12 protein-coding genes and 1 pseudogene are annotated in these 12,966 nt (G+C 70.2%); 5 read left to right on the top strand and 8 right to left on the bottom strand.

Annotation, left to right across the window (positions count from 1 at the left end):
- Positions 1-124, bottom strand: a pseudogene (locus tag ABEA26_RS20280) (cytochrome bc1 complex diheme cytochrome c subunit); the annotation flags it as partial.
- A 65-nt stretch (positions 125-189) separates the two neighbouring features.
- A complete protein-coding gene (gene ctaE / locus ABEA26_RS20285; protein ID WP_345594148.1) occupies positions 190-810 on the bottom strand; it encodes an aa3-type cytochrome oxidase subunit III in 621 nt (206 codons plus the stop codon).
- Between the two features lie 199 nt (positions 811-1,009).
- On the opposite strand from ctaE, the gene ABEA26_RS20290 reads away from it, so the two are divergent.
- Positions 1,010-1,411, top strand: a complete 402-nt coding sequence (locus tag ABEA26_RS20290) for a response regulator (protein ID WP_345594150.1) — start codon at positions 1,010-1,012, stop codon at positions 1,409-1,411.
- 157 nt (positions 1,412-1,568) lie between these two features.
- Here the strand turns inward: ABEA26_RS20290 and ABEA26_RS20295 are convergent, their stop codons facing one another.
- The 4 genes from ABEA26_RS20295 to ctaC all read right to left on the bottom strand — a co-directional run bounded on the left by ABEA26_RS20295 (position 1,569) and on the right by ctaC (position 6,063).
- A complete protein-coding gene (locus tag ABEA26_RS20295; protein ID WP_345594152.1) occupies positions 1,569-2,846 on the bottom strand; it encodes a L,D-transpeptidase in 1,278 nt (425 codons plus the stop codon).
- Between the two features lie 129 nt (positions 2,847-2,975).
- Positions 2,976-3,374, bottom strand: coding sequence for a cytochrome c oxidase subunit 4 (locus tag ABEA26_RS20300; protein ID WP_345594154.1), 399 nt, complete (start codon positions 3,372-3,374; stop codon positions 2,976-2,978).
- A complete protein-coding gene (gene ctaD / locus ABEA26_RS20305) occupies positions 3,371-5,107 on the bottom strand; it encodes an aa3-type cytochrome oxidase subunit I (protein ID WP_345594156.1) in 1,737 nt (578 codons plus the stop codon). Before ctaD ends, ABEA26_RS20300 begins: the two co-directional genes overlap by 4 nt.
- On the bottom strand, positions 5,104-6,063 hold the full coding sequence (gene ctaC, locus ABEA26_RS20310; RefSeq protein ID WP_345594158.1) for an aa3-type cytochrome oxidase subunit II: 960 nt from the start codon (positions 6,061-6,063) through the stop codon (positions 5,104-5,106). Before ctaC ends, ctaD begins: the two co-directional genes overlap by 4 nt.
- A 332-nt stretch (positions 6,064-6,395) precedes the next feature.
- On the opposite strand from ctaC, the gene ABEA26_RS20315 reads away from it, so the two are divergent.
- Entirely contained in the window at positions 6,396-7,811 is a 1,416-nt protein-coding gene (locus tag ABEA26_RS20315) for a cysteine desulfurase/sulfurtransferase TusA family protein (protein WP_345594159.1), read from the top strand.
- 167 nt (positions 7,812-7,978) lie between these two features.
- Here ABEA26_RS20315 and ABEA26_RS20320 read toward each other — a convergent pair whose 3' ends face one another.
- Positions 7,979-8,953, bottom strand: a complete 975-nt coding sequence (locus ABEA26_RS20320) for a carbohydrate kinase family protein (RefSeq protein WP_345594160.1) — start codon at positions 8,951-8,953, stop codon at positions 7,979-7,981.
- Positions 8,954-9,085: 132 nt separating this feature from the next.
- Between ABEA26_RS20320 and ABEA26_RS20325 the strand changes: the two genes are divergently transcribed.
- Both ABEA26_RS20325 and ABEA26_RS20330 read left to right on the top strand, forming a co-directional pair.
- A complete protein-coding gene (locus ABEA26_RS20325) occupies positions 9,086-9,295 on the top strand; it encodes a hypothetical protein (RefSeq protein WP_345594162.1) in 210 nt (69 codons plus the stop codon).
- Positions 9,296-9,428: 133 nt separating this feature from the next.
- On the top strand, positions 9,429-10,949 hold the full coding sequence (locus tag ABEA26_RS20330) for a hypothetical protein (protein ID WP_345594164.1): 1,521 nt from the start codon (positions 9,429-9,431) through the stop codon (positions 10,947-10,949).
- Between the two features lie 121 nt (positions 10,950-11,070).
- Here ABEA26_RS20330 and ABEA26_RS20335 read toward each other — a convergent pair whose 3' ends face one another.
- A complete protein-coding gene (locus ABEA26_RS20335; protein ID WP_345594166.1) occupies positions 11,071-11,427 on the bottom strand; it encodes a HesB/IscA family protein in 357 nt (118 codons plus the stop codon).
- 251 nt (positions 11,428-11,678) lie between these two features.
- On the opposite strand from ABEA26_RS20335, the gene nadA reads away from it, so the two are divergent.
- A complete protein-coding gene (nadA, locus tag ABEA26_RS20340) occupies positions 11,679-12,863 on the top strand; it encodes a quinolinate synthase NadA (protein ID WP_345594168.1) in 1,185 nt (394 codons plus the stop codon).
- Positions 12,864-12,966 lie beyond the last annotated feature (103 nt).

Here is a 12,966-nt window from a genome sequence, read left to right on the forward strand (position 1 = left end):
CACCGGCCTGCGCCTTGCCCGCGGGTGCGACCGGGGCGTACACCCCCCCTGTGCATGCCAGCGGGAGGAGTAGGACGACGAGCCCCGCCAGCGGGTGGCGTCGTCGTGCGGAGAGCTTTTTCACGGATTACCCCGGTGTCAGCATCTTCTGCGTCGATGCTTCTGGTATTGCGCGGGTGCGCGCCGCGACTACTTGATCAGGTAGATCGTGGCGAACAGGCCGATCCAGACCACATCGACGAAGTGCCAGTAATAGGACACGACGATGGCGGCTGTCGCCTGCTCGTGGGTGAACCTCCGGGCCGCGTAGGTGCGGCCGAGGACCAGCAGGAAGGCGATGAGACCGCCCGTCACGTGCAGTCCGTGGAAGCCGGTGGTCAGGTAGAACGCCGAGCCGTACGGGTCCGACGAGAGCGAGAGGCCCTCGTGCTTGACCAGCTCGGTGTACTCGTACACCTGACCGCCGATGAAGATCGCACCCATCACGAAGGTGACGATGAACCACATCCGGAGCTTCTTCACGTCCCCGCGCTCGGCCGCGAACACGCCGAGCTGACAGGTGAGGGAGGAAAGCACCAGGATCGTGGTGTTCGTCGCGGAGAACGGAATGTTCAGCGCGTCGGCCTTCTCGGACCAGAAGTCCGGGCCGGTCACCGATCGCAGGGTGAAGTACATCGCGAAGAGGGCCGCGAAGAACATCAGCTCGGAACTCAACCAGATGATGGTTCCGACGCTGGTGAGGTTCGGCCGGTTGACCGACGGGTGCGCGTGCCCGGTTTCTACTGTCGTTGCTGTCGCCACGACCGACATTATGTCGGTCGCTTATCCCGCCCTCACCCCGGGGGGTGCCGTTCGGAGTGTCCGCACCGTCTGTACTGCCCGTATGGCCCATCGAACGGGCCCTCGAAGCCGTGTCGAAGCCCTGCCCGAACCAGTGTTGACGAGGTGTCCGAGGGAGTAGCATCCGGCGCGACGGGCTACGACTGTTTCACTGCGTATCGGAGGAAGCATGCAGCCGACCGCCACGGTGCTGGTCTACAGCGACGACTCCAACACCCGCGAGCAGGTGCGGCTGGCGACCGGTCGCCGGCCGGCTCCGGACGTGCCCGTGGTCGAGTTCGTGGAGTGCGCCACTCCGGCCGCCGCGCTCAAGGAGCTGGACAAGGGCGGGATCGACGCCTGCGTCTTCGACGGCGAGGCCGTGCCCATGGGGGGCATGGGCCTGTGCCGTCAGATCAAGGACGAGGTCTTCCGGTGCCCGCCGGTGCTGCTGCTCATCGCACGGCCGCAGGACGCGTGGCTGGCGACGTGGAGCCGCGCGGAGGCGGCTGTGACGCTGCCGGTGGAGCCGGTGGAGTTCGCGGGCGCGCTGGCCTCGCTGCTGCGCCAGAAGAGGCTGGAAGGCGTCTGAGGACGCTTCGGGGGCCGGGGCGTCCGGAGGATGCCTCGGCGGCCCGCCCGCGCCCCGTGGGGCGGGTGCGGCGCCGTCGTGGGCCTGTCGCGCTCGCACGGCCGAGCCGCACATCGGTACGATCCCGCGCCCCGGGCGCGCCGCCCCCGGGGCGCGCTCACACGCTCTGCGGCCTCAGCCTGGCCTGCTCGGCCGTGCTCCGGCCGTCCGGGGTACCACCCGTAAGGGCGCTCCCCGTGTGCCATTCGGTCCAGTCGAGGTTCCAGTCGCCGAAGCCGTTGCCGAAGGGCTCCATCGTCTCGCCACCGGAGTTGACGACCTCGACGAGGTCGCCCTCCTGGACGGCGTCGAAGAACCACTCCGCGTCGGCGGTGCTCATGCCGACGCAGCCGTGGCTGACGTTGGCCAGGCCCTGCGAGCCGACGGACCAGGGGGCGGCGTGCACGTACTCGCCGCTCCAGGTGACCCGGGTGGCGAAGTAGACGGGCAGGTCGTACGACTCCGAGGAGCCCTCGGCGATGCCCACGGTGCTGCTGCGCATGCGTACGAAGGGTTCCTTGGCCAGGACGACCTTGACGCCGTTGCGGGTCTCGAAGCCGGGCTTGCCCGCGGTGACGGGCATCTGCCTGACCTCCTCGCCGTCCCGGTAGAGCGTCAGCGTGTGCGCGGCGGCGTCGGTGACGGCCACGACGTGGTCGTCCGTGGTGATGGTGAGGGGCTTGGCGGTGCCGCCCCACATCCGGTCGCCGATCTTGATGCCGTCGAGGGTGCTGCGGACCTGGACGGTGGCGTGGGCGGGCCAGTACTCCTTGGGCCGGTAGTGGAGCTTCTTGTCGTCCACCCAGTGCCAGGCGCCCTCCACCGCGGGTGTGGAGTCCACCTTCAGGGCGCGCTCCACTATGGCCCGCTGGGCGCTGTCCCGGACCGGTTGGCTCAGTTCCGCGGTGACGGGCTGGCCGACGCCGTAGGCGCCCGCCTCGGGCCCGAAGGAGACGTCCAGGGTCTTCTTGCTGCTGGGCCGGCCGGTCTCGAAGGTGAGGACCTTGCGGCCGGGCGCGCCGTCGCCGTTCTCGGTGCTGATCCGCACCGTGTAGCGGGCGCCGGCGGCCAGCGGGGTGGTGCTGTGCCAGCGGGCTCCGTCGGCGGAGAGCTCGCCCGCGACGTGGCGGCCCGCCGCGTCCATGGCCGTGACGTCCGTGATGCGCCCGTCGGCGCCCTCGGCGACGACCTCCAGGGGCTTGTCCGGATCGGCCTTCTTCCCGGCCTCGGTGGGGCCGTTGAAGGAGATCTGCCCGGCCGCGTCGTACGGCGCGGCGGACAGCGGGTTGTCGTCACCGCGGGTGCAGGCGGTGACGCTCGCGCCGAGGGCGATCACCAGCAGGGTGCAGCCGACGACCGTACGCCCCCGCGCCTGGAAGTGAACCGTGTTGCTCATGACCTCACGCTAGGGAGCGGCGTCAATGGCGGCACGGCGGGTAAGCCGGACGGGTGAGGCGGGTGTGGCAGACGAAGGGGCCCGGACGCTCCTGACGGAGTGTCCGGGCCCCTCGGCGCTCGGCGCGTGCTACTGGGTGCGGTTCTCACCGCGGTAGTACTCGAAGACCCAGCCGAACAGGCCGATCAGCAGGATCGGTGCCGAGAAGTACACGAGCCACCAGCCGACCGCGATGCCCAGGAAGGCGAACGCTCCGCCGAGCCCGAGGGCCAGCGGCTGCCAGCTGTGCGGGCTGAAGAACCCGACCTCGCCGGCGTCGTCCGCGACGTCCGCTTCCTTGTCGTCCTGGGCACCCACGTCGACCCGCCTGGCCGTGAAGGCCAGGTAGAAGCCGATCATGATGGCCAGGCCGAAGGCCATGAAGAGGGCCGTGGTGCCGACCGGCTCCTTCGACCAGTAGCCGTAGACGACCGCGACGGCCAGGATGAAGACGCTCAGCCAGATGAAGAGCTTGCCCTGGATCTTCACTTCCCGGCCTCCTTGCCACCGGCGAGGGTCTTCTCCCCGTGACCGACGTTCTCGAGCTGGTCGAGCGCGGCGACATCGGGGTGGTGCAGGTCGAAGGCGGGGGATTCACTGCGGATGCGCGGCAGCGTGAGGAAGTTGTGCCGCGGCGGCGGGCAGGAGGTCGCCCACTCCAGCGAACGGCCGTAGCCCCACGGGTCGTCCACCTCGACCTTCTTGCCGTACTTGGCCGTCTTCCAGATGTTGTAGAAGAACGGCAGCAGCGACATGCCGAGCAGGAACGAGCTGATCGTCGAGATCGTGTTCAGGGCGGTGAAGCCGTCGGCCGCCAGGTAGTCGGCGTACCGGCGCGGCATGCCCTCGGCGCCCAGCCAGTGCTGGACCAGGAAGGTGCCGTGGAAGCCGATGAACAGCGTCCAGAAGGTGATCTTGCCCAGCCGCTCGTCCAGCAGCTTGCCGGTGAACTTCGGCCACCAGAAGTGGAAGCCGGCGAACATCGCGAACACCACGGTGCCGAACACCACGTAGTGGAAGTGCGCCACCACGAAGTACGAGTCCGAGACGTGGAAGTCCAGCGGCGGCGAGGCCAGGATGACACCGGTCAGACCACCGAAGAGGAAGGTGATCAGGAAGCCGGTGGACCAGAGCATCGGTGTCTCGAAGGACAACGACCCCTTCCACATGGTGCCGATCCAGTTGAAGAACTTCACACCGGTCGGTACCGCGATCAGGAAGGTCATGAAGGAGAAGAACGGCAACAACACGCCGCCCGTGACGTACATGTGGTGGGCCCACACCGTCACCGACAGACCGGCGATCGCGATCGTCGCGGCGATCAGACCCATGTAGCCGAAGATCGGCTTGCGGGAGAAGACCGGGATGATCTCACTGACGATGCCGAAGAACGGCAACGCGATGATGTACACCTCTGGATGCCCGAAGAACCAGAACAAGTGTTGCCACAGCAACGCTCCGCCGTTGGCCGAGTCGAAGATGTGCGCACCGAACTTGCGATCCGCCTCCAGCGCGAACAGGGCCGCGGCCAGCACCGGGAAGGCGAGCAGGACCAGCACACCGGTCAGCAGCACGTTCCAGGTGAAGATCGGCATGCGGAACATGGTCATGCCGGGCGCGCGCATGCAGATGATCGTGGTGATGAAGTTGACCGAGCCGAGGATCGTACCGAAGCCGGAGAAGGCCAGACCCATGATCCACAGGTCGCCGCCGATGCCGGGCGAGTGCACCGCGTCGGACAGCGGGGAGTAGGCGAACCAGCCGAAGTCGGCCGCGCCCTGCGGGGTCAGGAAGCCGCCCACCGCGATGAGCGAGCCGAACAGGTACAGCCAGTAGGCGAACATGTTCAGCCGGGGGAAGGCGACGTCCGGCGCGCCGATCTGCAGCGGCATGATCCAGTTCGCGAAGCCCGAGAACAGCGGCGTCGCGAACATCAGCAGCATGATCGTGCCGTGCATGGTGAACGACTGGTTGAACTGCTCGTTCGACATGATCTGCAGGCCCGGACGGGCCAGCTCGGCGCGCATGAGCAGCGCCATCACGCCGCCGATCACGAAGAACGCGAACGACGTCACCAGATACAGCGTGCCGATCGTCTTGTGGTCGGTGGTCGTCAACCACTTGATCACGACGTTGCCGGGCTGCTTGCGCCGTACCGGCAGCTCGTTCTCGTACGAGTCCTCCGCTGCCGAGGCACCCTGGGGTTCGTTGAGGATGCTCACAGGTTGTTCGTCTCCCGGTTCTTCTCGTGGCTCGTCTGCGCGATGCCGGCGGGAACGTAACCGGTCTGCCCCTTCTTCGCGAGGTCCTGGAGGTGCTGCTCGTAACGCTCCGGGGAGACGACCTTGACGTTGAACAGCATCCGGGAGTGGTCCACGCCGCACAGCTCGGCGCACTTGCCCATGAAGGTGCCCTCCCTGTTGGGGGTCACCTCGAAGGCGTTGGTGTGGCCCGGGATGACGTCCTGCTTCATGAGGAACGGCACCACCCAGAAGGAGTGGATGACGTCACGCGAGGTCAGGACGAAGCGGACCTTCTTGCCCTTGGGGAGCCAGAGGGTCGGGCCCGGGTTGTTGTTCTGCGGGTTGCGCGTACTGGGGACACCGCAGTCGTAGACGCCGCCGGCGTTCGCCGGGAAGTCGTCCTTGAACCGCTTCGGGATCGCGTCCAGTTCCTTGGAGGTCTTCGCGTCGCCGGACGAGCCTTCGACGTTCTCGACGTGGTTGAAGCACCAGCTCCACTGGAAGCCGACCACGTTGACCGTGACGTCGGGCTTGTCCTCCAGGCTCATGAGCTCGGACTCGTCACGGGCGGTGAAGTAGAACAACACCGACACGATGACGAGTGGAACGATGGTGTACAGCGCCTCGATGGGCAGGTTGTACCTGTTCTGCGGAGGGACCTCGACCTTGGTGCGGGTGCGCCTGTGGAAGAAGACACTCCACAGGATCAGGCCCCACACCAGCACGCCGGTAACCAGCGCGGCAGCCCACGATCCCTGCCACAGGGAGAGGATCCGCGGAGCCTCTTCCGTGGTGGGGGTGGGCATGCCGAGGCGGGGGAAGTCCTCCCATGTGCAACCGGTGGCGGTCGCCAGGACCAGGCCCGCGGTCAGTGCCTGCAGCAGCTTCCGCCGCATGGGGCGCCGCGGCGAGCGGTCGGAGCCGTTGGGACTCACGTAGCGCCTTCCCGAGAGTCTCGCCCGCGCTGTTCGGCTGCGGCCTTCTCGCTGGTCGGTCGCCGCCCTGCGTCGGGCAGGGGTTTGATGTTTATGCGGACCAAACCCTAGCCGACGCCCTCCGGGGGTTCGCGGGGAGGGTGGCATACGCGCCGTCGGTCACTCCCAAGGGTGGGATCGGACGCCCACGGAGCCGGGACCGGGGGTTGTTCGGCGACTGACGGTGCGTCGCGGCCGGTCGCGACCGGCCCGGCCGCGCGGCCGGGCCGACCACCGGCCCGGTACCGCGCCCCTGGTCGGCACTCCCCCGCCGCACGTCATAGCGTTGCCGTGTGGCCTACTTCGACGCTGCTTCCGCCGCTCCCCTCCATCCCGTTGCCCGACAGGCCCTGTTGGCCTCCCTGGACGAGGGGTGGGCCGATCCCGCGCGGCTGTACCGGGAGGGGCGGCGGGCGCGGTTGCTGCTCGACGCGGCGCGGGAGGCGGCGGCCGAGGCGGTGGGGTGCCGGGCTGACGAGTTGGTGTTCACTCCTTCGGGGACGCGGGCGGTGCATTCGGGCGTCGCGGGAGCGCTGGCCGGACGTCGCCGCGCGGGAGATCACCTGATCGTGTCCGCCGTGGAACACTCCTCCGTACTGCACGCGGCCGAGGCGCACGAGTCCGGTGGTGGGACGCTCACCCAGGTCGCCGTGGACCGGACGGGGGCGGTGGACCCGGCGGCGTACGCGGCGGCCCTGCGCGGCGACACCGCGCTGGCCTGCCTCCAGTCGGCCAACCACGAGGTGGGCACCGAACAGCCGGTGGCGGACGTGGCCGAGGCCTGCCGGGCGGCGGGCGTGCCACTGCTGGTGGACGCGGCCCAGTCGCTGGGGTGGGGAAGGGTGGCGGGCGACTGGTCACTGCTCACCGCGAGCGCCCACAAGTGGGGTGGCCCGTCCGGGGTCGGGCTGCTCGTCGTACGCAAGGGTGTGCGGTTCGCGCCGCAAGGGCCCGGGGACGAGCGGGAGTCGGGCCGGGCGCCCGGCTTCGAGAACCTTCCGGCGATCGTGGCCGCGGCGGCGTCGCTGCGTGCGGTGCGGGCCGAGGCGGCCGGAGAGGCGGCCCGGCTGCGGGAACTGACGGAGCGGATCCGGGCCCGGGTGCCGGCCCTGGTGCCGGATGTGGAGGTGGTCGGCGATCCGGTGCGCCGGCTGCCCGGTACCGTCACCTTCTCGTGTCTCTATGTCGACGGGGAGACTCTGCTGCACGAGCTGGACCGTGCGGGCTTCTCGGTCTCCTCCGGTTCGTCCTGCACCAGCAGCACCCTGATGCCGAGTCACGTCCTGAGGGCGATGGGGGTGCTCAGCGAGGGCAACGTCCGGGTGTCGCTGCCGCCGGGGACGCCGGCCGAGGACGTCGAGCGGTTCCTGGAGGTGCTGCCGGGCACGGTGGCCGCGGTACGGGAGAAGCTGGGGGCGCCGGTGGCCGCTGTACGGGAGAAGCTGGGGGCGCCGGTGGCCGCGGACAGTGCCCGCGAGGCGGGAGCGGACCTGGTCGTGGACGCGCTGGGCCGGCGCTGCCCCGTTCCGGTGATCGAACTGGCCAGGGTCGTCGGCGACGTGCCCGTGGGCGGCACGGTCCGCGTCCTGTCCGACGACGAGGCCGCCCGCCTGGACATCCCGGCGTGGTGCGAGATGCGGGGGCAGGAGTACGCGGGCGAGCAGCCGGCGGAGAGGGGAACCGCGTACCTGGTCCGCCGGGTGAGCTGACGCCGGGCAGGGGCACGGGGCTGCGCCGGGCGATGGCACGGGCTGCGCCGGGCAGGGGCGCGGGGCTGTATCGATGTACGGCTCCGCCGCGCGGGCGCGACCAGCCCCCACGCACCCGCGCCCGGCGACGCTCCTCCAGGGTCTCCCCCTTGGCCGTCAGGCCGCCTTCAGCCCAGGTGCGTCCGGACCTCCTGCGCGGCCTCGTCCCCGTACGCCTTGGTGAACCGCTCCATGAAGTGCACCCGCCGCAGCTGGTACTCCTGCGTACCCACCGTCTCGATGACCAGCGTGGCGAGCATGCAGCCGACCTGCGCGGCCCGTTCCAGGGACACCCCCCAGGCCAGGCCCGACAGGAACCCCGCGCGGAAGGCGTCGCCGACGCCCGTGGGGTCGGCCTTGCGCTCCTCGTCCGGGACGCCGACCTCGACGGTCTCCTCGCCGGCCCGCTCGATGCGGACGCCCCGCGCGCCGAGGGTGGTGACGCGGTGGCCGACGCGGCCGAGGATCTCCTCGTCCGTCCAGCCGGTCTTGGTCTCGATGAGCCCCTTCTCGTACTCGTTGGAGAAGAGGTAGGTCGCCCCGTCCAGCAGCACCCGGATCTCGTCGCCGTTCATCCGGGCGATCTGCTGGGAGAAGTCGGCGGCGAACGGGATGGACCGCGTGCGGCACTCCTCGGTGTGCCGGAGCATGGCCTCCGGGTCGTCGGCGCCGATGGAGACCAGGTCGAGGCCGCCGACCCGGTCGGCGACGGTCTTGAGCTCGATGAGGCGGGCCTCGCTCATCGCGCCCGTGTAGAACGAGCCGATCTGGTTGTGGTCGGCGTCGGTGGTGCAGACGAAGCGGGCGGTGTGCAGGGTCTCGGAGATGCGCACCGAGCCGGTGTCGACGCCGTGCCGGTCCAGCCAGGCCCGGTACTCGTCGAAGTCCGAGCCGGCGGCGCCGACCAGGATCGGCCGGGTGCCGAGCTGGCCCATGCCGAAGGCGATGTTCGCGGCGACGCCGCCGCGTCGTACGTCGAGCTGGTCGACCAGGAAGGAGAGCGAGACCGTGTGCAGCTGGTCCGCGACGAGCTGGTCGGAGAAGCGACCGGGGAAGGTCATGAGGTGGTCGGTGGCGATGGAGCCGGTGACTGCGATGCGCACGGCGTGGACTCTCTCCTGAGGGGAGGCGGGTTGTCGGTCAACGCTACCCGGGAGCGCCCCCGGCCCGAAGCGGACGAAACTACCCGGTAGTACAACTTTCTTCGCGGTACGGACCGTGCCTACGGTGCTGTTATGACGAACCTGAGGACCACCGACCCCGCTCCGGCCGACCTGGACGGCGACCTGGCGTCGCTGCGCGGCGACTGCGCCCGGATGGCCCCGCGCTGGGAGGCTCCGGCACCCGACCCGACCCGTCCCGTCCCCGTCTCGCTCCTCCACGGCGTGCGGGTGCCGCGGACGTCGGCCCGGCTGCTGGACGCGATGTCGGACTACGGCGACTGAGCACCGGAGGGCGGCCTGACGGTTGGCCGGGCGGCTTCGCGGCCGTTCGGGCGACGCGTGGCGCCGCCGGGAACCGGATCCTCCTCCACCGCGTCCCATCGCTGTCCCCAGTAACAGCCGAAGGAGCGATGCGGTGAACACCGAGCGACCCGACAACGACGACGCCACCGCCGCCGACGAGGCCGGCACCGGGCGTCCCGCGCGGCGGCGCCCCCCGGCCGTCGTCGTCGCGTCCGTGGCCGCCGCCGTGCTGCTCGTGGGCAGCGGCGGGGCCTACCTCGCCTCGTCCGCCTCCGGTGGCGGCGCGGACGGCGGTACGGCGTCCGGGGCGTCGGGCGACGACACGCCCCCGCCGCTCGTCCTGGACGGCCACGGGGCGCCCACCCCCGGCGGCCAGGACGGTACGAACGGCATCGCCCCCGGCGAGCCGGACCCCTACGGCGTCACCTACCGCGCCGACGGCACCCTCCCCGACGGGCCCGGCTCGGCGCCCGTGTACAGGGCGAAGGGCAAGGTCACCGAGGCGGAGGTGGCCCGGCTGGCCAAGGCGCTCGGGGTCGACGGGGCGCCCCGCGAGCAGGGCGAGGCCTGGAAGGTCGGCAACGCCAAGGACGGTTCCGGGCCCCTTCTCACGGTGAACCGGCAGGCGCCGGGCACCTGGACCTTCCACCGCTACGCGCCCGGCACGGACAACTGCGAGAAGGGCGCCGTGTGCAAGGCCCCGTCCGCCGACGGGAGCCCGGTCAGCGAGGCGGCCGCGAAGAAGGCGGCGGCGCCGGTACTGAAGGCGCTGGGCCAGGACGACGCCAAGCTGGACGCCGGCCAGGTCATGGGCGCCCGGCGGGCCGTGAACGCCGAACCCGAGGTCGGCGGGCTGCCCACGTACGGCTGGACGACCGGTGTGGTCGTCGGCGCGCAGGGCGACGTGGTCGGCGGCAGCGGCCGGGTGAAGGCACCGGTCAAGGGGGACACGTACCCCGTCCTGGGCGCCGAGGAGACGCTGGCACTGCTGAACGCGCCGGGCGGCGGTTTTGGATCCGGCATCGGCGGCTGCGCGAGCCCCGTACCGCACCAGGACGGCGCGGACCTGTCCTGCGCACTGCCGACGGGCGCGCCGAAGAAGCCGCAGAAGCAGACGGTCACGGTCGAGGACGCGGTGTTCGGACTGGCCGCGCATCCGGTGCGGGGGCGGCAGACGCTGGTGCCGTCCTGGCTGTTCGAGGTGCGGGCGCCGGGCTCGAAGGACGCCGTCACGGTCACGTATCCGGCGGTCGACCCCAGGTACCTGACCTCCTCGGCCCCCGCCTCACCCTCCCCCTCCCCGTCCGACGAGCCGTCCTCGGCGCCGACGGACCCGCGGGACGTGCAGGTCAGCGGCTACACGGCCGAGGGCGGGGAACTGACCGTGCGCTTCACGGGCGGGGTGTGCTCCGACTACGAGGCCACGGCGCAGGAGAGCGGGGAGAAGGTGACGGTCACCGTGACCGAGACCCCGCATCCGGACAAGGTCTGCATCCTGATCGCCAAGGAGTACGAGCGGACGGTGCCGCTGGACGAGCCGCTCGGCGACCGGACGGTCGTGAGCTCTGACGGCGAGGAGATCCCCGTGCACAAGCCGGGCGCGCGACTGCCGGCGCCGTCCGGGAACCGGTGACGGCACGTTCGCACAGCCGGGCGGGCAGGCACGGGCAGACGGGCGGGCAAGAGGGCGGCGGCCCGGGGTGGTCCCCGGGCCGCCGCCCTCTGTCACGACTGTGGCGCGTGAGCCGCGCGGCTCAGCTGAAGGAGTCGCCGCAGGCGCAGGAGCCCGACGCGTTCGGGTTGTCGATGGTGAAGCCCTGCTTCTCGATCGTGTCCACGAAGTCGATGGTGGCGCCGCCCAGGTAGGGGGCGCTCATGCGGTCGGTGGTGACCTTGACGCCGTCGAAGTCCTTCACCACGTCGCCGTCGAGCGAGCGCTCGTCGAAGAAGAGCTGGTAGCGCAGGCCGGAGCAGCCGCCGGGCTGGACGGCGACGCGGAGCGCCAGGTCGTCACGGCCTTCCTGGTCGAGCAGGGCCTTGACCTTGGCCGCGGCGGCGTCGGTCACGATGATGCCGTCGGTGACGGTGGTGGTCTCGTCCGATACGGACATCTACATCTCTCCCGGGTTGTACGGAGACTGCTTGCCGACGATTCCAACCGGCGGGGCCGCGGATTCATTCCGGGGCGGACCCGTGTCTTGTCCCTCGGCCTTCCCTTCATGCTCGCACACACCCCGGGGAGCGGACAGCGGCTCGGGCAGCGGGATTCACGTCACACCGACACAATGAGCATCGTCAAACTGACGTGAACCGGTTATGATATATAGCGTCAGTTCGACGAAAAGTAGAAAGGGTAGGTGTCGTGACCACCGCCCAAACCCAGGAGCTCGACGTCCAGCCGTCGCCCCTCGCCCTGCTGCTCCTCGGCCGGGAGGCCGACCCGAGGAGCGAGCGCGGTGTGGAGTGCCCCGGCGACCTGCCCTCGCCCTCCGACCCGGACCTGGTCGCGCGCGCCCGCGCGGCCAAGGAGAAGCTCGGGGACAAGGTCTTCGTACTCGGTCACCACTACCAGCGCGACGAGGTCATCCAGTTCGCCGACGTCACGGGCGACTCCTTCAAGCTGGCCAAGGACGCGGCAGCGCGCCCGGAGGCGGAGTACATCGTCTTCTGCGGTGTGCACTTCATGGCGGAGTCGGCCGACATCCTGACCTCCGACGACCAGAAGGTGGTCCTGCCCGACCTGGCGGCCGGCTGCTCCATGGCGGACATGGCCACCGCCGAGCAGGTCGCCGAGTGCTGGGACGTGCTGACCGAGGCGGGGATCGCCGAGCAGGTCGTACCCGTCTCGTACATGAACTCGTCCGCGGACATCAAGGCGTTCACCGGCAAGCACGGCGGCACGATCTGTACGTCCTCCAACGCCGAGCGGGCCCTGGACTGGGCCTTCGAACAGGGCGAGAAGGTGCTCTTCCTGCCCGACCAGCACCTCGGCCGCAACACCGCGGTGCGGGAGATGGGCATGTCGCTGGAGGACTGCGTCCTCTACAACCCGCACAAGCCGAACGGCGGGCTGACCACCGAGGAGCTGCGCGCCGCGAAGATGATCCTGTGGCGGGGCCACTGCTCAGTGCACGGCCGCTTCAGCCTCGACTCGGTGAACGACGTGCGTGAGCGCATCCCGGGCGTGAACGTCCTGGTGCACCCCGAGTGCCGGCACGAGGTCGTGACGGCGGCGGACCACGTCGGCTCGACCGAGTACATCATCAAGGCCCTGGAAGCGGCCCCGGCCGGCTCCAAGTGGGCCATCGGGACCGAGCTGAACCTGGTCCGGCGGCTGGCGAACCGTTTCGCCTCCGAGGACAAGGAGATCGTCTTCCTGGACAAGACGGTCTGCTTCTGCTCGACCATGAACCGCATCGACCTGCCGCACCTGGTCTGGGCGCTGGAGTCCCTCGCCGAGGGCACCCTGGTCAACCGCATCGAGGTCGACAAGGAGACGGAGGCGTTCGCGAAGCTGGCGCTGGAGCGGATGCTCGCCCTGCCGTAGGGGACGGTTTCCCACTCGTTCGCCCGTGCGGCGCCCGTGCGGGGCGTTTCGAACGGCTCAGGTCCCGCCCGACCACCTTCGGTGTCGGGCGGGACCTGAGCCG

Origin of the sequence: Streptomyces marokkonensis, from assembly GCF_039539045.1 — a bacterium.
GTDB lineage: Bacteria > Actinomycetota > Actinomycetes > Streptomycetales > Streptomycetaceae > Streptomyces > Streptomyces marokkonensis.

Bases quoted from the DNA above. Each gene is read 5' to 3' on its own strand.
- ctaE (WP_345594148.1), bottom strand. From the start codon at position 810: ATGTCGGTCGTGGCGACAGCAACGACAGTAGAAACCGGGCACGCGCAC.
- ABEA26_RS20290 (WP_345594150.1), top strand. From the start codon at position 1,010: ATGCAGCCGACCGCCACGGTGCTGGTCTACAGCGACGACTCCAACACC.
- ABEA26_RS20295 (WP_345594152.1), bottom strand. From the start codon at position 2,846: ATGAGCAACACGGTTCACTTCCAGGCGCGGGGGCGTACGGTCGTCGGC.
- ABEA26_RS20325 (WP_345594162.1), top strand. From the start codon at position 9,086: ATGACGAACCTGAGGACCACCGACCCCGCTCCGGCCGACCTGGACGGC.
- ABEA26_RS20335 (WP_345594166.1), bottom strand. From the start codon at position 11,427: ATGTCCGTATCGGACGAGACCACCACCGTCACCGACGGCATCATCGTG.